Genomic DNA, 20,339 nt, shown 5'->3' on the forward strand with positions numbered 1-20,339 from the left:
TCTAAATAGATGAATACGCCGGATTTTGGACGTTAGATTTGCTGAGAACCGTTCGTGCTGTGCGACCTGCTTTAATTAAATCCGCTGCCTTCTCACCAAAATCAAAAATTCTGGATCGAACTGGGGAAAAGTCTGCTGATGAATCGAGCAATCAGCACCCAATTGCTGCCAGAGTTCTTCTGTGACATGGGGTGCAAAGGGAGCCAACATCAATAGATACGACTTCAATTCCACCTCTGCAATACTTGACTTTGATTGCAACATATTGAAGTAACTCATCAAGGCGGCGATCGCTGTATTGTATTTCAGCGATTGAATATCTTTGGAAATCTTGTGGATTGTTTGATGTAAACGCCGCTGCGATCCCAAATCAGGCGGATTTGGTTGCAAACTATTTTTGTGTTTGTTCGCCCATTGATACACTCTTTCCAAGAATCGCCGGATACCAGCAATCCCGCGATCGGAAAAATCGCCTCCTTGGTCGTATGGACCCAAAAACATCAGGTAAGTCCGCAATGTATCTGCACCATATTCCTCGATATAGCGATCGGGATTCACCACATTACCCTTCGACTTACTCATTTTCGCACCCTGTTTAGTCAGCAATCCGTGGGCGCGGAATCGTTGAAAGGGTTCCTCAAAGGGGATATGCCCCAAATCGTGCAACACCATTGTGATGAATCGACTGTACAACAGATGATGTTCTGCACCACCAATATACATATCCACAGGCAACCATTTAGCTGTAATTGCTGGATCGAATGGAACATCAGCGCGATCGCAACAGGGATAGCGCAAAAAATACCAAGCAGAATCCAAAAAGTTATCAGACACATCCGTTTCTCGCCGTGCTGCACCACCACAGCAGGGACAGGTTGTATTGACGAATTCTGGAATGTCCGCCAAAGGCGAATTCCCAGTTCCTTGAGGCAACCAATTTTCAGTTTCCGGCAACTGCACTGGCAATTGCTCCTCTGGCACGGGCACTATCCCGCAGCAATCGCAGTAAATAATCGGAATTGGCGGGCCCCAATAGCGTTGCCGTGAGATTAACCAATCTCGCAAGTGATACTGCACTGTGCCATTTATTTCGTCACGCCCAATCCAGTTGCGTTGAGCCGTTTTGACTTTTTCTGACCAGTCCAATCGATCCAAATTGTCCAACAACCGTTGAGCATACTGGGTGATTTTGAAAAACCACTGTTCCAATTCCCGTTGAATGGCGATCGTGCTACACCGTTCGCATTCGCCGCCAATCACCTGCTCATCGGCAAGTACTGTCTTGCAAGAAGGACACCAACCAAAATTACTACTACTGTGACACGAATTCTCCGTTCTAGTTCTTGCTGTTTTACCAAAGCGTAAGCTGGCACAACGATAGTCTGTGGCTCTACAATTTGTGGAGGAATTAAGTTGGCATACTGATTGCCATTTGAAGCATTGCTGACTGTATATCCTGGTGCTACTGCTACAGCATTTTCAACTAGAATCAATTTACCTTTGGCATCTCGAATCGGATTACCAGCTGCATCTCGTTTTACAGGGAGTACTGAATTTCCATTGATATTGAAACCCTTGGCTGCATAGATTAATGTGTCATCGTACACATCAAGGGGATTGCCGTCAAAGTCGCTACTACCATTGATAGTCACCGTTCCTTCGGCTCGAATCCCAAATCCATCTGTGCGGTCATCGTCAACAATTGTACCCAGTCCTTGGGCATCACTGATGGTAGCATTGGTGGCGTTGCTCAGGTTAATCGCGAAGGTTTCATCAGCACCTCTGGTGCGATCGCCAATTACCTCTACAATGATTGATGGTGAGTACAGGTGGTAGGTCATTATCAACGATTGTACCTACACCTTGATTATCAGCAATTGTGGCATTTGTAGCATCACTCAAGTTGAGGAAGAAGGTTTCGTCAAACTCATCAATGGTATCGCCAAGTACCTGTACCGTAACATTTTTAGTAGTTTCACCAGGAGCAAAGCTAATTGTGCCGTTGGTTGCGGTATAGTCATTACCCGCGATCGCTGTCCCATCTGCTGTTGTATATTTAACTGAGATTGGTTTAGCGCTGGCTGTGTCGAGGTTCACGGTGTAGGTAATGGTTGCCGTACTGTTGTCACCTTCGGTGATGGTTTTGTTACCAATTGTCAGGGTTGGGGCTGCGTCGTCGTCGAGGATTGTAGCGATCGCTTGGTTGGTAAGAATTGTGGCATTTGTGGCATTAGTAAAGTTGATTCTGAAGGTTTCGTCGAATTCGTCAAGGGTGTCGCCAATTAGTTGAACGGTGATGGTTTTGCTGATTTCCCCTGAAACAAAGGTAATTGTACCGTTGGTGGCGGTGTAGTCTTTACCCGCAGTTGCCGTACCGTCAGTGGTAGAATAGTTGGCGGTGATGGTACGCAGACTGGCTTCGTTTAAGCTAGCAGTAAAGACGGCGTACTTGTTACCATTATCTCCTTCAATAATTGAGATATCGCTAACGGACATGGTGGGTGGCTTCTTCACCGTGACAGTCATGGTATCGTTGGAGACTGCGCCCGAATTGTCAGTGATGGTGAGGGTGACGGTGTATTCGCCATGTTGGGTGTAAATGTGATTGGGGTTAAGAACGCCAGTTACGGTGTTACCATCACCGAAGTTCCACTCGATTGTGTGGGTATCTAATATACCGGGGTCGTTGAATTGTCCGTCGAAGATGACGGGTTCGTTTTGGTACATGGTTTGGTCTGTACCTGCGTTGACGGTGGCAGCGACGTTGTTGACTTTTGTCAGTAGGGTTTGGGATGTAGAAGCGCCGTCAGAGTCGCTGACTGTCAAGCTGACGGTGTAGATGCCGTTGTCAGCGAAGGTGTGGCTAATATCTTTTCCTTGTCCGGGGGCAGAACCATCGCCAAAGTTCCAGGTGTAGGTAAGGGTGTCGTTGCCGGGGTCAGTACCACTGGCGCTAAAGTTAGCTGGTGTGCCTTCTGCAACTTCAGTTGTGCCCGTGAGTTGTGTAATGGTGGGGGCGAGGTTGTTAACGGTGACGGTGAGGGTGTCGATTGTGGATGCCCTGGCGTTGTCAGCAACGGTCAAGCTTGCTGCGTAAGTGCCATCTGATGTGTAAATGTGGGTTGGGTTGAGGATACCTGCGATGGTTGTACCGTCGCCGAAGTCCCAAGTGATTGTGTGGGTGTCGAGAATACCGGGGTCGCTAAATTGCCCGTTGAAGGTGGCTGTTTGACCTTCGTTGATGCTTTGGTCTGCGCCTGCATTAGCTTTTGGTGCGGCGTTGTTGACTGTGATTTCTAGAGACTGGAAGCTATTTACGCTTTGGCTATCTATAACGGTAAGGGTGGCGATGTATGTGCCGTTGTCGGCGTAGGCGTGGCTGACATTTTGACCTTCTAGTAGCTGGGAACCGTCGCCGAAGTTCCAGAGGTAGGTAAGTTCATCACCTGGGTCAACTGCTGTGGCACTAAAGTTGGCTATGGTGCCTTCGGTTGTGGTGGTGTCGCCTGTAATTACCGTAATAACTGGGGCAATATTGTTGACTGTGATGTTGACAGTGGCGGTGTTGGATGTTAAGCCGTCTGTGTCGGTGATGGTGTAGGTGTAGGTGAAGGTGTCTGTGCCGACAAAGGTGGGGTTGGGGGTGTAAGTAACTGTACCATCCCCTTTGATTGCGATCGCACCGTTGCTAGGATTGGTTTTGATGGTTAAGGTTGTGGGGTTGATGCTGCTGTCTGCGTCGCTGTCATTGGCGAGGAGGTTGATTAATACTGGTTTTGCTTGGTCGGTGGTGGCTGTGTCTGCGAACGCTGTTGGGCTAATCAGGTCTTTGTCTAGTAGCATGACGTTATCGATGATGACTTTGCCATCTTTTGTACCGAAGCCTAATAGGTCGAAGTATAAGGTGGCAAGGGTTCCAGGAGCAATGTTGCTGATGTCAATTTTGACAGTGCGCGGTGTGTTCAGGGCTATTTTGTCGCCGGAGGTGTTTGCACCTGCGACTTTTACTTTATCGCTGAAGTATGCGTTGCCGGTTTGCTGGAGGTTGAGGAGGGAGTCGGTTTGGCTGAGTCCTATAGATGTGCCGACTAGGGGGGTGAGGGTACGCGCATCTAATAGGGCGACTTCAAAGGCGTCGTTGGGGGCGAATTCGTTGGTTCCCAGGTGGGTGTCAAGGATGGTGAATTGTAGGTATTTGGCGTGTGAGGGGATGATGAAGGTTTGGGTGAAGTTGCTGTTAAATGGCGAGTCTTCGGTGAGGACTGCTTCTTGATTCATGATGGTGGCTGCACCGCGTGTTGTCCAGCCATATTCGGGTTTGCTGGTGTCAGTAAAGTCGAAGTTGCCGTTGGTGATGTCTGCAAGCAGTATCGCGCCAAGTGGTGCTTGCAGGGTATTCTCCCCATCTCCCCATCCCCCCATCCCCCCATCTCCGGTACGGATGGCATTAAGCATTTGGAGGTTGAGCCATGATGGTAGTTTACGCACGCCTGGGGCGAGGGTGTTGTTCATCAGGTCGTAGGGGTGTATTTTGGAGTCGAGGTGGCTACCGTCATTCGTGAGGGTGGCGGTGATGTTGTTGCCGATGAAGGTTTTGGTGTTGTTGATGGTTTGGATGTAGCGATCGAATTCACTGTAGCCGTTGATTATACCTAATAAGTGTCCGGTTTCGTGTTAAAAAACAGTTTGATTTTGCTCAGTTCAACGCGGAACTAATCAAAACAGCAACGTCTCTTGATCACTCGATGATTGCCGTGATGGATTGTTCATTCATTGCCAAAAGCGGGAAAAAGACCAATGGATACGACCAATTTTATAATGGCAGTCACAATCGAGTCGAGAGAGGATTAGAGGTATCCTTGGTGGCGGTAGTAGATGTAGAAACTGAAGTGGCCTATAGTCTGCTTGCTGAACAAACATTTGACCAAGGCTTCTGTCCCGACCTGACTCGGATGGACTACTATCTCCATCACCTGGAAATTGCTCAACCTCAATTACCTCACCAAATTCGTTATCTTGCAGTTGATGGAGCCTATGCCAAGGAGCCATTTGTCACTGGGGGTCGTCGCCCTCAAATGGTGTCTGGCATGGAAACAGTTGAACCGTCTATTACTAAGACATTGCGACCACACTACAAATGTTTTTTTGTCACTTTCTCTTCTAGATTTTGTGCTGAGAAATTGAAAAGTTTCTCTAATAATTTCTCTGGGAGCCTTGCTCTGGCTTGGCAATATCCACTATTTTTCCGTTGAGGGAACTTCTACTTCTGATTCTGCTAGATGTGCAATTATTTTACTCACAGCATTATGGCAAGTTTTGTCGGTATCCAGAACCTGAGATAAAAATGCCCACAATGTTACAAACGGATCAAATAACCGCTTTTTGTATTTAATCTTTAATTCGGAAATTGCTTGTCTTATTACAAACTCTGGCAATAGTTCTTTGAAAGGTAAACCTAAACTCTGATTAAATTTATCCTTGAGGATTTGTACTCTTAGTGTCACAGTAGTAGTAATTTTGGTTTTGGCTTATTCGTCTCAAAAACAGTATTTCACGGACGAGTAAGCTTTTTTTACTTCCAAAAACTTTTGGACAATTGTACATCATCCCTCCATTAGCGATCGCCTGCCTATGCCATTACTGCTCGTCCCGCATTTCAAGCTATAGCTCCTATTCCACATAGCTTAGAGCTTTTCTTAGTGCCATTCAATTATAGAGTTAGTGTACAACTAATAAAAGCCTAAAAATTACCAAAGCCACTAATAAAGGTGACAAGCTTTCTGCTTGAAACAGTTTTGTATTAACTGTGCTTTTGATTATACGGTAATTGCCAGTTTCGATTATCTAATGTTGAATCGCAGATTTGACGATCGGGCGATCGCTCCTGCTGTGTACAAGTGCGATTGCCCCTCTCAAGCGTAACCTTTCACTGACCGATGCCGATTTAGCCTTTTTAAAACGGTCTTTCAACCGAACTGTTGGGGTCGCTTGATGACTGTGGTGGCCAGTAGTGCAGTAGTAAGGCGATCGCACTTTTGGCAGTGCCAAAGACGATTGGTTTTGGGTGACAACCAATGAAATCTTTCAAGAGGGTGACTTTGATGAAGAATTTGAAGATGCAGATAACGATACTCAAGCGCGACGAATTCAATTATTAGGAAAATTAGAATACATTTTTGTTGATGAGTATCAAGATGTTAGTGAAAAGGAGTATCGTCTGATTAAGTCAATTGTTGGGTTAAATCAATCTGAAGACGAAACACGCTCGGTGCAAATTAATCTTTGCGCTATTGGTGATGATGACCAAAATATTTTTGAATTTAATGGAGCTATTACCAAGTATATCCTTCAATTTGAACAAGAATATAAAGCCAAAAGATTACTACTGACCGCAAATTAACGCTCTACAGATAATATTATTAAAGTTGCTAATGAGTTAATTTAAAAAAATCCTAAAAAATGTAAATAGGCTCCAGAAGAACAAATTCGCATTAACCATGAGAGGCAAGTAACTAAGGGACAGCCTGTTAGAGCTTTGAATTTCAAAAATATATCTTAGCAAGCTGGGTGGATTAAAGATAATATCAAAGTGTGGCTAGACTCAGGCTCTTTCCCAAATGAGATTGCTATTTTAGCACGTAACTGAGATGAACTTAATCATATAAGATTGCTATTAGAAAAAGAAAATATTTCTACTTATACTTTGAAAAATAATACTATACCTTTAGTCAATAATCGTTCTACTCAATTGCTGATTAATGCTTTACAGAAAGACTATAGCCTAGTTTTAAATCCTGAAGAATCAGTTCAGCAAAGATGTGAGGATTTTTTTGAACGTACTGGTCGTAGCTTAACAGAACCTACCGTTAAAACCTTAATTAATATTGCTATAGATTTAGATCGAGAGCGAGGCTATGGATCTGAAAATTTTGTTGTTATTCCTCAAATACGAGTGTGCAGAAGCCCCGTAAGACTGCGGGAAGCATGAAAAAACTGGGTTAAAAGAAGCGTCAAAAATCTCAGGCTAGTCCCCAGGGGATGTAGAACCCGCATTTCTCGCCACAATTCTCAAACCCTTATAAAATCTAGATTCTGGTTTTTCACACAAATCCAAAAATCATCTATCAAAAATGTCCGAAACATATTCTGGCTAAGGATTATGAGGATTGCGATCGCTCTTTATTGTGAGAAATCCGGGAGAAACCCCTGGCTCAAGCAAAGCTAGCTCCTGGGTAGTTCATTTGTCTATCCATTTCACCACCCAGGAGCAAGATAATAATATTGAACTCTCGGTCAATGTGATATTTTTTCTGTAACACTTATTGTCTGCCTTACGATTGAGTACATTTTCCCTATCTCAATCACTGTAAGGCTTTGGGTTTCGCACTTCTGACTAAACTCCAGGTCTAAACTAGTCAGGAGCGCATCTGTGGCTGCAACAAATTGAATTTTTCTTTAGTCTTTTGAACAGTCGTTTGATTTTTTAAGAAGGTATCTACTATGAATCGAATTCTCAAACGCGCATTTCTACCCAGTTTCATGGCTGCCAGTTTAACTGGAATCTCCTTAGTTCCTCTTCAACCAGCAGCAGCTAACGACCGAATTTTAGGAGATGCAGCCCTTGGTGCTGGTACTTGTGTAGTAACTGGAGCTGCTAGAAGACGTGGTAGTGTTTTACGCAATGCTGCTAAGTGTGCTGCGGCTGGTGCTGCCGTCAATTTAGTTGGACGTAAGAAAAAACGTAACTTAGGTAGAGATGCCGCAGTCGGGGCAGCAACTAGCGCCGGAGTTCGCGCTATTATTGGCGGGCGCGAAGATGTGGCTGGCGATTTATTAGATGGCGCAGCAGCAGGTGCAGCTATTAATATTTTGAGGAAATAAACAATAATTCGTAATCTCTAATTTTGAGAGTTTACGAATTTATCTTGCAACTTCTCTGGCAAAATTAGAGAAGTTGCTTCCACTAGATAGGTGGTTATAAACTCAAAAGAATTTGTAGTAGTATTACATTTTTGATTTTTATTCCTTTTTCCCCTTTGCTAACAAGACTTACTGATGCTAAATTTCCAATACTTGCAATACTTCAGGGGAATTTATCAACAAGGGTGAATTAGTAGATGCTATAGCAGCAAAGGCCAACATCACAAAAAAAGAAGCATTGGAAGTGATATCAGCTTTTTTAGAAGTTGTTACCGAAGCTGTAGCGAATGGGGATAAGGTAACATTGGTTGGTTTTGGCTCATTCGAGCGACGCGAACGTTCCGAATGTGAAGGGCTGAATCCAAAGATAATATTTTTAATCTCTAATTCCATTTGATTTGCGTTCTCTCATATCGCTTTTAGTCTAAACTCCAGTTAAACGAATAACAATAAATCTGACATCAGGCGAAGCAGAAAGCCTAGAAAAGTACTGCTCAATCACAGGACGGCCAACAACCGATATCATTCGGGAATTAATCCGTTCTTTACCAACTGGAGAAACACCTAATACAGTTTGAACTGTTTGATTAGCAGCGATCGCCCTCGATCCCTCCTAGATAAACGGCACAAACTATGTGGGGATCGTTAGCATACAACAGACAGTAATTGCACTGTTTGATTTTTGGCATAATACCAGTTTATCCAGTATAAGTAGGGTAAAGTGTAACCATATTGCCTGCCTTAATTGTGTTGCCTTGGGAACACTCGCCTAGCCGTGTAACTCCACTTAAAAATAATTTTTGTCAGATGTAAGAGATTTATGAGCAAAAATAGAAATACTGGATATATTATTGTATCTATTGGTGTTATTGGCATATTTAGCTTAATTTTAGTGAGTATCTTTGGTATACAGAGTCTACTTTTCTTATGTTCGTGGAGTACGAATCAAGTAAATTGCTTCCTGCCAATAGCAATATTATTAGCTATTACTTTTGCTCTTGGTGTGATATTCATCATAATATTAAAACATGGTCTAAAAAAGCTGAACTAATCAGAATGTTAATTTCTTATCAGAACTGCTTAGTTACTCTTCAGGAGATAAATCAAAAGAAGCAGAAACTATACTCAAGCGCTACCTTTGCAGAAGTGGTAAGTAGCCAGTAGGTCTGCTAAATAATGGAGACAGCAGTTCTCAAGCGGTTTTACAAAATGTTACGAACAATAAATTCATCCTACATCAGTTTTTTATTATTAATAATTTGTTAGCTAATTTCAATAGGTATACCAAAAGTTTGGTAAAGATTTAATAAATCACTTTCGCTTGGGTTAGCAATTTTGCTTAACTTCTGCTTACCAAGCGATAAGACTTTTTGGTATTTTTCATATTCTTCTTGGAAAATCAAATTATCTTTTGGCTTGTATCCAAGATAAAACATTCTTCTCATTAGTTTGCGGAGGATATAACCATGCTGAGAATTGCTAGGCGTTATCCCTTCACTCATAATCAAATTATAAGTTCGGTAGTGGTCTTTTAAAATATGGTTATCAAAATTTTGGCAGAAGCAATCTATCTCATAAATACTTTTTTTATTGCTTAACACATAAGTTAAACTCGTTTATGTATAGGTTGTTGATGCCCTTCAAACATGGGTTTAAATGGTATCATCCCAGCAATTGTGTAGAGCAAATCCTTATCTTGCGAGATTAAGGGATATTCTGGTAAATGAGAATGCCCATGTTCTTCATAAAATTTAATAAATTGTTGTTCGATTTGGCGACTTAATTCAAAGCCGCCATTTATGCGTCCTGCATTTTCATTTTTCGCCTCTGGTATTTATCTATATAGCCAATTGTAACACACATAATACAAATTAGATATATTAACTTGAGATAACAGTGTGCAATTTGCCTCAGCACTCATCAGCAGTGCATTTGCTCTAGGTTTAATGTTGATCGAGTTTGAATATAGCAGGATTACGAAAGCTTGTAGTTCCTTTTGGAAAATACGGCTTCATAATTCACTATGTTATTCTTGAGCATGATGTTGTGATACTACGCATCTATCATGGGCGAGAAAATCGACCTCGCTAGTAAGCTTTTCCTAAACCCAGGTTTCACCCCATCCACTCAACCCAATCAGGAGCCACAGCTACCAACTCCCCAAACATCACAGGCTCTAGCTCATCAAACGCCAAAATCGCGCCCCAACGCTCGTCAGGAGTGAGGGTAGAGAGAAACTCTTTTACCGCATTCATCCCATCCTTCACCCGTTCCATGACCACCGCAGCATAATATTTAACCTGTTGAAACCGCTCCATCGAACGGGAACCACCACGTGCAGGTTTTATCGCTGTCCCAACAATTGGTTAAGCACATCGGCTAGGCGATAGCCTGCCAAGCTCATTCGACGTTGAGCAATTGGTTTAGCTGTAGCAGCATAATTTGCTGGTAAGAGTTTCCCATCATTCTTATCACTACTACCAGAAAGTTTTCCATTTAGATATGCGTCTTGTTTTGCTATTCTAAAGCTTTCCAACTTCGCCCAGTTATTAAATTTAGTTTCTCTTAATTCAGGTAATTTATTACGTTGGTAAGATGATCTAAGGCTAGTAGCAGCGTTACGAACTGTTTGAAACCTTTCGCTGCCAACAATTAGGTCATCCCAGAATTTATGCAAACTAATCGTTTGGCTATTTGGTTTAACTCTAATGTAAAAACGTGTACCGCCTCGATCGCCTTCTGGTTGAGGGTACTGATTAGTTATTAGTTTGGTAGTATGCAATAGCTGATGCACATCCCCTATTAAATGGAACAGCCAACATATTGCAACTGCTTTGTCACTGTTACTGGCATTGCTTTTAGATCTGATTCGTAAACAAAAGCTTAAGATGCCATCCGCCTTATCATCTATTTATCTGAGATGATATTGGATGATGGTAATTTAATATTACTAGGCGCACTTTCGCAATGGAGTGGCAGATGATGCAGATCAGATAGGTGAAACAGGAGGGTAAAAACTATCTTTGGTGGTTCGCTGATTTAAAAAACTAGAAGAGGAATTAATGCACTGTAATAGCTTATGGAGTTTAATTTAGATAGGATTCTGGTAAGCACTTATCCAGGTACAAGGTAAGGGAAAGAGTAAAGCGACTGTGGTATTCCCATCAGGGTGCTTGAGTAGTTTCTGTTTTGCTTCATTAGCAAATGGTTGTGCTGGGGCTTGAGCCTGTGTCATTTCTGGGGCATCAATTCCACAAAGCTCAACTTCAATTTGACTACCATCGGTTTGGCGGACTGTGATGCTGTCCCCATCTGCCACTTGGGTAACTATCCATTCTTCGGTGAGTGCAATGGATGGTTGGTTAGTTCTTTGGAAAATCAAGATAGCGCTGATGATAGCTCCAGCGATCGCAATTTAAGATTATGGGAGTTCTGCACAATGGCTTCATGTTGCAAATTCTTTTGTTGCAATATAAGAAACCACAATTTTAACTGCGCTGAACATTCATTAGTGATTGTTTTGTCAAGTTATGCAAACAGATTTTAATACTAGTTCATCAGGTAGTGATTGACCATAGCAGTATTTTAGGTGTTAAGCGATGGATGCCTACGGCGGCAAGCTACGCACCCCCAGCAATCGCAATTTTGACCAATCCCCCACATCCTCTCCGTGTAGAGATACCCTACGGATTACAGTACATACATTGGGCTGGATTCGCAAATTCCATACCATTAGGAAATATTTCCTGACCAATAATTTCTAGATTGTTGATTTTATCTAAGAAAAAAACTATTTCTCTATTACAGTAAATGTAAGGAACTAATGGATGGGGTGTAAAACTACCTTCGCTGGCGATCGCTAAATTTTCTCCTGTGAATTCTAAAGCTTTCTCTGCTTTGAATTTAGCTGCGGCGATTTGTGTTCCCGGACGTTTTACTTCTCTAGTAAATGTGCCAAAAATATCAGTATTAAAATCCTGTGGTACTATAACGTTGATACCTAACTCTTGTTCTAATAGTGGAGCAATTACCTTTTCTTTTTGGTGCATTGTCGCCAACACAGCCAGACGATCATTAAATAATTGCTGGTCATTCATTCTGCGCTAATCCCTATTAGTTAAGTTTGTAGCTTTTCGTAATTTTAAAACGGCTAATTCTTCTGAGTTTATCACCGCAAACCAGCTTGAGCTTCTTAAGAGCAAGCGTACTGGCAGCGATGCCTGCGGCGGTCACTGAACTTTGCCGTACCACTTCGTGGAAGCAAGCTACGCGGAGCGTCTCCAAGAGTTGTGCGGACTACGCCTACGCATGATCCTCAAGTTCATCAAACCCAAAGCCCCCTAATTAGATATATACGATCTGCCATAGACAATCCCCTGCCTCTATCTTGCTGAGGCAAACGTGCTTTTTGCGCATTCAAACGAACGCGAGTAGTGTCTCGTAGAGAAGATGCTCCCGCGCTCGCCCTCACCCCCACCTCTTCGCCCAAGCCAAGCATCGGAATGTGCCGCCCTTTTTCAAAGAGGAAAGCTCTTTATATGGAGGGATAGGGGGAATAACTGTTAACTGTTGACTGACAAAGTAGCCATACTAGCTGTTTGAAGAACTAGTTTGATTGAGAAGGTCAATAGCATCTTGGTCGAGATTTATATTGACAGCTTTGATGATATCGTTGAGTTGCTCAATCTTTGTTGCACTAACAATAGGAGCGGTAATGGTCGGATTAGCAATGAGCCACGCCAGAGAAACTTGGGTGGGAGTAGAATTATAAGTATTTGCCACCCGATCAACTGCCTTTAGAATTCGTAAACCACGAGGGTTTAAATATCTTTTTACAGAACTACCACGCAGACTAATAGACAAATCTTTTTCTGAGCGATATTTACCAGAGAGAAAGCCACTGCACAGAGAGGAATAGCTAATCACGCCAATTGAGTGTTCTTGGCAAATTTGTTGTAAATCCTGCTCATAACCATCTCTGTCATACAAGTTATAACGGGGCTGAAGGCTTTCGTAACGAGGATAGCCATGCTGACGGCTAATTTCTAGTGCCTGTGTCAAACGCTCTGCACTATAGTTTGAAGCACCAATCGCACGTATTTTTCCCTGACGAATCAATTCTGCGTAGGTTTCAAGGGTTTCTTCAAGTGGAGTGGTTTCATCGTCGATATGCGATTGATATAAATCAATATAATCAGTTTGTAACCTTTGTAATGAGTCTTCAACAGCTTGTTGAATGTGTTTACGAGAAAGCCCTTTGCCTTTAACGCCCATGTCATTGCCAACCTTAGTTGCAATCACCACTTGGTCACGATGACCACGCTGCTGGAGCCATTTTCCTAAAATTGTCTCAGACTCTCCACCAATATTTCCTGCAACCCACTTTGAATAAACATCGGCTGTGTCAATAAAATTACCTCCAGCCGCTATAAAGCGATCTAAAATATCAAATGAACTATTTTCATCAATAGTCCAGCCAAACACGTTACCACCAAAAGATATTGGTGATACTTCTAGTGCTGAACGTCCAAGTTTACGTCTTTGTGTAATCACCATAAGTTTTCTCTCAAGACAGTTTTAGAATTACTTGTACCAACTATAGAGGTTTCCTCTAAAAAACTGGCAAAGGATTTGGGCAAACCCAACCTACAAAAATCGATAAACTTGTTGAATCTACGATACGAAAAAATTTTCTTATTTTGAGAAAATTCTAGAGGTAAATATGATTAAACGCTTAAAAGTATTGTTTTTGACTGCAATTGTGACTGTTTCCTTTATTGGAGTAACTGCTACTCATGCAAAAGCGAATACTTACCTTGCTGGAGAATTTACAGTTACTTTGGATGATGGAGAAAATGGCAAAACCTACAGAGGTTGTGATGCTCAGGGGAAATGTATAAATTTAGAAAATGGAACATCTTGGCGTGATAATGGTTATCGGGGTATTACTTGGGAAAATAGCGATTATACTTATTCAGTTTCCTGGCGTGAAAATGCCAATGAAGGAATGTATTTGAATATTTACAACAAAGATAAGCAGATATTACGCTGTCAACTAGTAGAGACAACTGAAAATGTGGGAACTCTCAAGGGTGTAACTTATTGTGATGTAGTGAATATTACATCTGGGCAACTGGCACTTCGTGATAGCCCGAATGGACAATCTAGGGCAGGTCTTGATAATGGCAATAATGTTTTGTTGAAGAAACAAGAGGGTATCTGGGCTTATGTAAGTGTCGTTCAAGGGCCCAATACTAGAGTTAATGGTTTGTCAGGATGGGTTAATTCAAATTATCTACATTTTAACCATTGTTCTTGAAACTGGTTTGGACAACTTTTATACCCAAAGGTTTGCTGCATAACCTTACTATTATACATCGTACAACCATTCCCCCAAACACCGTGAATAATTGTATTAATTCCTTGAGAGCGATAGTAACGAACTCTTTCACGAATCGTTTGTTCATCAGCATTATTGGTAACTTGATAGCGAGTTAAATAAATTCCTCTAATTACTTTCTTTTCCCAAGGCGTTTGAGGCAATTGGATTTTTTCTTTTCCTGAACTCTCTGAATATCCCGTCTTATGCCTGCATTCGCGCCAACTTCTGCAAGTCAAGTTTTGAGATGAATAATACTTATCCAGTCACCTCCTTCAGAACCATTTCCACTAAACCGCTCAGGAACACCAGGCCAAATATTGTTACCATCCAATGCTTGAATTTTGCTAACTGTTAATTTATTGTTATCTAGTTTAAGAATGTAAATTTGACATGCATCGACTAAGCGCCATTTTAAATTTTCTTTTTCCGTAAATAAAATAATATTTGAGGAAAGGGAAATTCCTTTTTGTTGAAATTGCTGACGTAATCTATCAGGAATCATCCCTTTATTTAAATCTCCTTGTATAAAATTTTCGCTCTCAAACAATAGTTCCTCATTCATAATCCAGTCGCCATGCAATGAGACAGTAAACTGATAGATATTATTTTGGTGAAAGACAGCTTTTTGCGACCAATCATCAGGTGTAATTAATCTAACAGCTTCTGTATAAGCATTATTTTCACTTGTCAAAGGTTCAACTTCTGTAATTAGATTCATATTACTATCCAATATATCATTGCCCATTGCCCAACGGATAGATTTTATTTCAGTTTTTGTAACTTGAACTGGCTCAACTTTCATTGGCAATATATAAAATACTTCACCTTTCAACACATTATCCGTATGAGCTAAAACAGATATACTACTCTTATGTAAACTATCAATTCTTACTGGCTTTTGAAATTGAATTACTAAACCTAGTTTAGTAAATAAATTTCTCAAATCCTGAGATTTTAAATTAAATAATTGATCCTCTGGGACATTGTTATAATTTTCCTGTGCTTCTGCAATAGTAGCTTCTAAAACTTGATCGTGATGCCAACTAGCATTGATTATGCGATTGAATTCTGTTATGGCTTCTGTAGTGGTTTCTTTCTGATTAATAGGTGTTGCAGGATTTTCTTGATAATTCGCTAGTACAGGATTATTATTTTTATTATTTATAGGTGATATAGTGCTTTCTTGACTACCAATCTTTCTTCGGCAATCATAAACTGTTACATTATTAGGATTACCTAAAAATACTGCCAGAGGTGCATAATAATGCGCTATACCATGCGGTAGTTGAGGTTGAGGCTCTAATTTTCCTTCTTTGTTTTTTTGTTTAGGCCATTCTACATTGCCAGTAGCTGTTCGGACAGGAATTAACCAATAATCACCTACCTGATAAAAGTTATTCTGAGTATCTGCTTGAAATTGAATCTCAATTCCATCTTCAAGGGGGAACCATTTATTACTCCCTTCAGATAAATTTACTTCGACTTCTTTAGAGTCCCAACGGCGTAATAGAGGGTGCTTTTCTGGAAGCAATGTGTTGCTCTTGCTATCTCCTGAGAGAATTACTTGATTCTCAATGCGATCCACTTGCTCAACTTTTAGTAGTTGGCGATCGCTATCTCCAAGTATATAATCATCATTGATGATTTCAACCCAATCACCTGCTGATAAACTAGAATTTTTGTCCTTTCCTAAATGTTCTAACTTGAATACAATTACTGAAGAATTTTTCTCAGGAGATGTCACAATAGGAAAAACAATTGAGCTATTTTCGCGTGACCAAACAAATGATAGTTGATTAGTAGTAGAAACTCTAAAAATTTCCGCACGATAAAGATGGTTTTCAGCACCACGAAATTTGGAATTAAACGGAATAACACATGGATCGTTTATTCCTGTAGAACTAGGCTTTGTAATTCTGGCAATAATTTCGCCTTTTCCCGGCTTCAATAATTCTTGACCTAGTACACTCTGAAAATAGTTACGATCCTTACTAACTTGCTTCGCAACCGTTTCAATATCTTGATTATCTTTTAATTGTTTGAGCTTAACTTGCCAAACTAACTTAGAGCGAATTGCTGTATCTGCTCCCCCTAAAGCAACTTCACGAATATTAATTTTGAAGTCGTCACGATCTTCAATCGGGGTTATCTGTCGTTCCCAAACATCAAGATAAGCAAGATATGTTGCTCCATTTAATTGAACTTTACAAGTATCTGTGGCTTCCGGCGTAAAATCTGGCTGCTGAAGATAAGATACAAATTCCTCATTTTCACAAAGTATACCATCTACATAATAGTTGCCTTTGCCAATTAAATACTTTTCAGATTGGAGTAATTGCTTTAGTTCTTGTTTTTCTTCCTCACTAAGATTGTTAATATTATTAATTTGCTCCTCCGTGGCGATAAATTCAAAGCCACAATTCTGCTCTGGGCCACCTTGTAGTCCAAATATATCTTTGGCCAAAGTTTGCAAGCGATTTAGTAAAATTGATGTCTGTTCGTTGAAGTCTGCATCTAATTGCACTCTACCTTGTTGCATCAATACTCGAAGAAAGTGCTTACTTTTGTCGTAGGTATCACGAGTAAAATCGCCTCTAAATTCTCCTTGCATAAAATCCTCTTTAGCTAGCGTAAATAATGCCAATTTCAGTATTAGCGGGTGTATATTCATCTAAACGGATGCGTAGGTTAGCCTCTTTTTGAGGCTGATATAGATTGTGAAAAGCACCCATTTCTGATTCATCATCAGCGCCACGTTTGATTTCTTCAGCACAGGTTGACGCTAACTGACAATAAGTAGGTGTGCCATAACGTATACTGTTGAATTGAGGTTGTAAGTGATGTCTGGTAACAAGCAGGTTTGCATCTAACTGTTCTGCCTCTAGTTCAGTTTCTTGTCTAATCTTTTGCTCCCCTAAATCGGGTTGACAATTATACCGACGTGGTGTGCGTGAGTTGGGCATCACGTAGCAGAAACGGATACAACCTTGTTGACGACGAGCAACAAATATAATGCCGTTAAAAATACTGTTTTCTGCTAAATCAATTGTATGTGCTTGAATCTGACCAATGACTGTGCAACGTGCAATAGTCAACCGTACATGGGCTATGGAGTAACCTGCTGCACCGATCGCTTCACCTTCTATACTGATAGCATCTATAATGCTATCGCTAATATTTATGGGTAAAGGGTCAGTCTCTACCTCATCTTGGTTAACCTGAATAGAGCCAATAATACTGTGTGCGATCGTTACGCACGCATTGATATTAAATAACTCCAAACTTGGCTCGCTCGAACGTCGGGGTTCGCAGTCACAATGTAATGACCAACCCGGCACTAATGTAGAATGACGGATAATAATCGCAGCTGGTTTTTGCATAATAGAGGTAGAATAATCTCCAAATTGAGTAGGATTACCTTCTATATGCACTCCCCGACCAGTAATCAATAAACCATCGAGAACAAAGCAACTTCCTGACTCTACTGTAACATTTAAAGCATCACCTAAAGAAGTTCTCCAATCGAGAATGCGTATCACCGGACGCTTGTGGTTAGCTGCACGTAATTGCAGACTTTGATTGTTTTCCAGTTCAATATTAATTCGTTCTACATAAACACCACTATCAATAATTTCAATCACAGCATTATGGGGTTTATCTCGCTGCCACTGTGAGATTGCTTCAGTAATAGTTTGATAATACCCTCGTGAAGTTTGACTGACGCTGTAATGAGCATAATGCTTTCTGATTTGAGATGGAAAAGCTTCTTCTAATAGCAAACGATTACAGCGAATCAGTTCTTTACCTTGGAGATTTTGCTGAACCAAACGTTTAGTTTTGGCACTCAAGGTGATAGATGCAAAACGTTGTTCATCATAAAGGCTTTTACCTAAAAGTAGTTGATTTAGCTCTGGAAGCAAAGCTGCAATTAAAGCTGGTTCGGGAGGAGGACTGGTGTAGGCATCCAAAAGCCTTTGGGTATCACTGGACAATTGCGATCGCAAAAACTCGGATAATGCAGAAGCATCTTGTTGTGAGCTAAAAATTGCTGGCTCTTGAATATCACCAACATCAAGTAAGAAATGTGCTGTAGAATCTAATAAAGTTCGGTCATATTCGCCACCACCAATATCAGCACTGAAACCATAATGATAAGAAACCCAAACACCATTTTTTGGTAACTGGCGGATCGGAAAAATCATTCGGCCTAATTCTGGATCAACTGCTATATAGTCTTGCTCTAGTTGATAATTCCAATCGCCCAGATCGGCAATAATAATTTGCTCTGGAGAGATTAGATGCAGTTTTGAGCCAACACCTTTCCAGACTTGCAAACTTTTGGTAAATTCTTCTGGATTTGGGTTTGAATCAAAATAATCGCTTTTGTGAGATTGCAAAACTTGCCGTTGAATGGGAACAGGTAAATTTAATTCGCAATCAATTTGGATTGCATCTTTTGCTAATTGGGGACGAGTGTAAAGCGGAGTATCGTTACCCGTTATACTAAATGTGTAGCAGTTAGAGCTAACTTCTTCCAAACAAAAAGCTGGTGTGAGAGTCATGGAATAAGCTTTTAATCGCCAAACAAAAATACCAATATTCGGAGTATTATACTTTCCAGGTTGCTCTTGTGAAGAAATATGGTGGATATCTACTGTATGAGCTAATTCATCGAATGGGCTATTTAACTTTGTGATTCCATCCACCTGACGCAGATTTAATGTTGTTGAGGTTGACGAACGCAGGTGATTGAGATGCTGTGTTTTGCTCACTAGCCGATCAAATTCTACAACTCGTATCGGCCAACCAGCTATTTTATCAGCCAGCAATTCCAACAAAGCTAGCGTCCCCTTGCGCCGTCGATAGCGAATAGTATTTGCTACTTCCCGACGAGGATTTAAAATCTTGTTATCTTGCTGTTTTGTACCAGAACTATGAACGCTTTGATAACCAATTAAATCACCAATGTATGGTACTACCCAATCTTGGCAAGTTTCAATAAACCAGTTCTCATAGAGTTGAGTAATATCTGCTTCAACAATATCTACTTGTTCAGCAATGACACGTAATAAATCCCGTAGAGGATAGCCAAGTTCTGCATCACGTATGCGGTAAACGGCTGGCAACAGTTCATAAAGGCGGTCTGGGGAATTGCTCATAATTTCAACTCCTTCAGAATGAGTGTGTCTGGCACTTGAGGGCTGAGAATAGCTAATTGAGCAGGAAAGAGTTGGTTTGTTGTGGAATCAAAAACAGCCAAGTTTACAGGAATTCTTTGTTTTGGTTGTACTGATAATTGGTCATCTCCACTACTGATGCCTAGTTTTGCCAGTTGTTGAAGTTTTTTATTTAAAATGTCTGGATTTTGAGCTTCAGTTTCGGAAACGCTATCTAAAATATCCACATCCACGTAGTCCACCCCAGGTACTTGTTGAATCGTGCTGATAACTCCACTGAGGACAATATCTTCTCCTAGTTCCTGATTTTCAAAGCTAAATTTATTAAACAAAGCAGTGCGAATTTTTAATGCTACAGATGACCATTGATAATTTGCTAAAATTCGCACATTGGCGCTGATAATTAACAGTATTAGTTCCCGCATATCTATTTGTAGTGACTGATAGGGGTCGCCAAACTGGTATAATGCTTGCACGAAACTACGATATAAATCTGAATTTCTATCAATATAAATATCATCAGCCCCAGCAATGGTAATATGCAGAATTTGATCCGAACCATTTGAAAGACGTTGAGCATTTGATTTGCCAATTCCAGTAAAAGTACGCGCAAAATTGGCATAGTCCTGCACGGAAACTGCACGGTTGAGAGATGTTATGCCAACGGGTGCATTGCGGCGTATTTCATAATCGCTTTCTGGGTCTGCGCCTCCTGTTGCTGCTATGGGGTTGAGTACGCCACTCAAACCTAGAGGTTGCATTGCCAGTTGCGTAATTTTTTCTGCTGCAACATTACCACTTTTGCCAGTGCCAGCGCGGTAGACTGCTTTGACATTTTCAATCCCACTAAGCAACCTAGC

General features: G+C 41.1%; 20 protein-coding genes and 3 pseudogenes. 7 read left to right on the plus strand and 16 right to left on the minus strand.

The window, feature by feature from the left end; genetic code table 11:
• Nucleotides 1-75: 75 nt before the first annotated feature.
• From NSTCB13_RS16305 to NSTCB13_RS16315, 3 genes are read right to left on the minus strand one after another with little or no spacing between them, the layout of a single operon-like run.
• Nucleotides 76-1,260 (minus strand): class I tRNA ligase family protein, encoded by a 1,185-nt coding sequence (locus tag NSTCB13_RS16305; protein ID WP_448273004.1) that lies wholly within the window; start codon nucleotides 1,258-1,260, stop codon nucleotides 76-78.
• Complete coding sequence (locus tag NSTCB13_RS16310) at nucleotides 1,257-1,841, minus strand: hypothetical protein (protein WP_445627649.1); 585 nt, start codon at nucleotides 1,839-1,841, stop codon at nucleotides 1,257-1,259. Before NSTCB13_RS16310 ends, NSTCB13_RS16305 begins: the two co-directional genes overlap by 4 nt.
• Nucleotides 1,774-4,512 (minus strand): PKD domain-containing protein, encoded by a 2,739-nt coding sequence (locus NSTCB13_RS16315; RefSeq protein ID WP_448273006.1) that lies wholly within the window; start codon nucleotides 4,510-4,512, stop codon nucleotides 1,774-1,776. Before NSTCB13_RS16315 ends, NSTCB13_RS16310 begins: the two co-directional genes overlap by 68 nt.
• Nucleotides 4,513-4,757: 245 nt before the next feature.
• Here NSTCB13_RS16315 and NSTCB13_RS16320 point away from each other — a divergent pair, with 245 nt between their 5' ends.
• Entirely contained in the window at nucleotides 4,758-5,252 is a 495-nt protein-coding gene (locus NSTCB13_RS16320; protein WP_448273007.1) for a hypothetical protein, read from the plus strand.
• Here the strand turns inward: NSTCB13_RS16320 and NSTCB13_RS16325 are convergent.
• Both NSTCB13_RS16325 and NSTCB13_RS16330 read right to left on the minus strand, forming a co-directional pair.
• On the minus strand, nucleotides 5,238-5,504 hold the full coding sequence (locus NSTCB13_RS16325; RefSeq protein ID WP_445627644.1) for a hypothetical protein: 267 nt from the start codon (nucleotides 5,502-5,504) through the stop codon (nucleotides 5,238-5,240). The two genes, NSTCB13_RS16320 and NSTCB13_RS16325, sit on opposite strands and share 15 nt — an antisense overlap.
• A 340-nt stretch (nucleotides 5,505-5,844) precedes the next feature.
• A complete protein-coding gene (locus tag NSTCB13_RS16330) occupies nucleotides 5,845-6,048 on the minus strand; it encodes a hypothetical protein (RefSeq protein ID WP_448273008.1) in 204 nt (67 codons plus the stop codon).
• A 16-nt stretch (nucleotides 6,049-6,064) separates the two neighbouring features.
• Here NSTCB13_RS16330 and NSTCB13_RS16335 point away from each other — a divergent pair, with 16 nt between their 5' ends.
• The 5 genes and pseudogenes from NSTCB13_RS16335 to NSTCB13_RS16355 all read left to right on the plus strand — a co-directional run bounded on the left by NSTCB13_RS16335 (nucleotide 6,065) and on the right by NSTCB13_RS16355 (nucleotide 8,498).
• Nucleotides 6,065-6,400, plus strand: a complete 336-nt coding sequence (locus NSTCB13_RS16335) for a UvrD-helicase domain-containing protein (RefSeq protein ID WP_448273010.1) — start codon at nucleotides 6,065-6,067, stop codon at nucleotides 6,398-6,400.
• Between the two features lie 267 nt (nucleotides 6,401-6,667).
• On the plus strand, nucleotides 6,668-6,988 hold the full coding sequence (locus NSTCB13_RS16340) for a hypothetical protein (RefSeq protein ID WP_448273011.1): 321 nt from the start codon (nucleotides 6,668-6,670) through the stop codon (nucleotides 6,986-6,988).
• Between the two features lie 512 nt (nucleotides 6,989-7,500).
• Nucleotides 7,501-7,881, plus strand: coding sequence for a hypothetical protein (locus tag NSTCB13_RS16345; protein WP_445627640.1), 381 nt, complete (start codon nucleotides 7,501-7,503; stop codon nucleotides 7,879-7,881).
• A gap of 214 nt (nucleotides 7,882-8,095) precedes the next feature.
• Nucleotides 8,096-8,287, plus strand: a pseudogene (locus NSTCB13_RS16350) (HU family DNA-binding protein); the annotation flags it as partial.
• 76 nt (nucleotides 8,288-8,363) lie between these two features.
• Nucleotides 8,364-8,498 (plus strand): CopG family transcriptional regulator, encoded by a 135-nt coding sequence (locus NSTCB13_RS16355; protein ID WP_445632177.1) that lies wholly within the window; start codon nucleotides 8,364-8,366, stop codon nucleotides 8,496-8,498.
• A 684-nt stretch (nucleotides 8,499-9,182) separates the two neighbouring features.
• On the opposite strand, the gene NSTCB13_RS16360 is transcribed toward NSTCB13_RS16355, so the two are convergent.
• From NSTCB13_RS16360 to NSTCB13_RS16390, 7 genes and pseudogenes are all read right to left on the minus strand, one after another.
• Nucleotides 9,183-9,521 carry an alanine--tRNA ligase-related protein gene (locus NSTCB13_RS16360; RefSeq protein WP_448273012.1) on the minus strand — a complete coding sequence of 113 codons (339 nt, stop codon included), beginning with the start codon at nucleotides 9,519-9,521 and terminating at the stop codon, nucleotides 9,183-9,185.
• 5 nt (nucleotides 9,522-9,526) lie between these two features.
• Nucleotides 9,527-9,754 carry an alanine--tRNA ligase-related protein gene (locus tag NSTCB13_RS16365; RefSeq protein WP_448273219.1) on the minus strand — a complete coding sequence of 76 codons (228 nt, stop codon included), beginning with the start codon at nucleotides 9,752-9,754 and terminating at the stop codon, nucleotides 9,527-9,529.
• Nucleotides 9,755-10,034: 280 nt separating this feature from the next.
• Nucleotides 10,035-10,238 carry a hypothetical protein gene (locus NSTCB13_RS16370; RefSeq protein ID WP_445627638.1) on the minus strand — a complete coding sequence of 68 codons (204 nt, stop codon included), beginning with the start codon at nucleotides 10,236-10,238 and terminating at the stop codon, nucleotides 10,035-10,037.
• Between the two features lie 26 nt (nucleotides 10,239-10,264).
• The gene (locus tag NSTCB13_RS16375) at nucleotides 10,265-10,831 is read right to left on the minus strand and encodes a S1/P1 nuclease (protein WP_448273220.1); all 567 of its coding nucleotides are present in this window, start codon (nucleotides 10,829-10,831) and stop codon (nucleotides 10,265-10,267) included.
• 180 nt (nucleotides 10,832-11,011) lie between these two features.
• Nucleotides 11,012-11,302, minus strand: a complete 291-nt coding sequence (locus tag NSTCB13_RS16380; RefSeq protein WP_445627637.1) for a thermonuclease family protein — start codon at nucleotides 11,300-11,302, stop codon at nucleotides 11,012-11,014.
• A gap of 361 nt (nucleotides 11,303-11,663) precedes the next feature.
• A pseudogene (locus tag NSTCB13_RS16385) lies at nucleotides 11,664-12,017 on the minus strand (DUF6671 family protein); the annotation flags it as partial.
• A gap of 493 nt (nucleotides 12,018-12,510) precedes the next feature.
• Nucleotides 12,511-13,476: an aldo/keto reductase gene (locus NSTCB13_RS16390; protein ID WP_445627636.1), complete on the minus strand. Its 966-nt coding sequence runs from the start codon at nucleotides 13,474-13,476 to the stop codon at nucleotides 12,511-12,513.
• 166 nt (nucleotides 13,477-13,642) lie between these two features.
• Between NSTCB13_RS16390 and NSTCB13_RS16395 the strand changes: the two genes are divergently transcribed.
• Nucleotides 13,643-14,239: a hypothetical protein gene (locus tag NSTCB13_RS16395; RefSeq protein WP_445627635.1), complete on the plus strand. Its 597-nt coding sequence runs from the start codon at nucleotides 13,643-13,645 to the stop codon at nucleotides 14,237-14,239.
• On the opposite strand, the pseudogene NSTCB13_RS16400 reads toward NSTCB13_RS16395, so the two are convergent.
• The 4 genes and pseudogenes from NSTCB13_RS16400 to NSTCB13_RS16415 all read right to left on the minus strand — a co-directional run.
• A pseudogene (locus tag NSTCB13_RS16400) lies at nucleotides 14,224-14,472 on the minus strand (family 10 glycosylhydrolase); the annotation flags it as partial. The gene NSTCB13_RS16395 and the pseudogene NSTCB13_RS16400 sit on opposite strands and share 16 nt — an antisense overlap.
• 62 nt (nucleotides 14,473-14,534) lie before the next feature.
• Nucleotides 14,535-16,973, minus strand: a complete 2,439-nt coding sequence (locus NSTCB13_RS16405; RefSeq protein WP_448273014.1) for a DUF6519 domain-containing protein — start codon at nucleotides 16,971-16,973, stop codon at nucleotides 14,535-14,537.
• Nucleotides 16,924-19,461 (minus strand): hypothetical protein, encoded by a 2,538-nt coding sequence (locus tag NSTCB13_RS16410; RefSeq protein ID WP_448265588.1) that lies wholly within the window; start codon nucleotides 19,459-19,461, stop codon nucleotides 16,924-16,926. Before NSTCB13_RS16410 ends, NSTCB13_RS16405 begins: the two co-directional genes overlap by 50 nt.
• Nucleotides 19,458-20,333, minus strand: a complete 876-nt coding sequence (locus tag NSTCB13_RS16415) for a baseplate J/gp47 family protein (RefSeq protein WP_448273015.1) — start codon at nucleotides 20,331-20,333, stop codon at nucleotides 19,458-19,460. Before NSTCB13_RS16415 ends, NSTCB13_RS16410 begins: the two co-directional genes overlap by 4 nt.
• Nucleotides 20,334-20,339: the final 6 nt, after the last annotated feature.

The organism is Nostoc sp. DSM 114160 (assembly GCF_053470305.1).

Excerpts from the sequence above, each read along its gene's own strand:
- NSTCB13_RS16320 (WP_448273007.1), top strand. The coding sequence starts at position 4,758 with ATGGATTGTTCATTCATTGCCAAAAGCGGGAAAAAGACCAATGGATAC.
- NSTCB13_RS16345 (WP_445627640.1), top strand. The coding sequence starts at position 7,501 with ATGAATCGAATTCTCAAACGCGCATTTCTACCCAGTTTCATGGCTGCC.
- NSTCB13_RS16405 (WP_448273014.1), bottom strand. The coding sequence starts at position 16,973 with ATGAATATACACCCGCTAATACTGAAATTGGCATTATTTACGCTAGCT.
- NSTCB13_RS16410 (WP_448265588.1), bottom strand. The coding sequence starts at position 19,461 with ATGAGCAATTCCCCAGACCGCCTTTATGAACTGTTGCCAGCCGTTTAC.
- NSTCB13_RS16390 (WP_445627636.1), bottom strand. The coding sequence starts at position 13,476 with ATGGTGATTACACAAAGACGTAAACTTGGACGTTCAGCACTAGAAGTA.
- NSTCB13_RS16370 (WP_445627638.1), bottom strand. The coding sequence starts at position 10,238 with ATGGAGCGGTTTCAACAGGTTAAATATTATGCTGCGGTGGTCATGGAA.
- NSTCB13_RS16315 (WP_448273006.1), bottom strand. The coding sequence starts at position 4,512 with ATGAACAACACCCTCGCCCCAGGCGTGCGTAAACTACCATCATGGCTC.
- NSTCB13_RS16310 (WP_445627649.1), bottom strand. The coding sequence starts at position 1,841 with ATGACCTACCACCTGTACTCACCATCAATCATTGTAGAGGTAATTGGC.
- NSTCB13_RS16395 (WP_445627635.1), top strand. The coding sequence starts at position 13,643 with ATGATTAAACGCTTAAAAGTATTGTTTTTGACTGCAATTGTGACTGTT.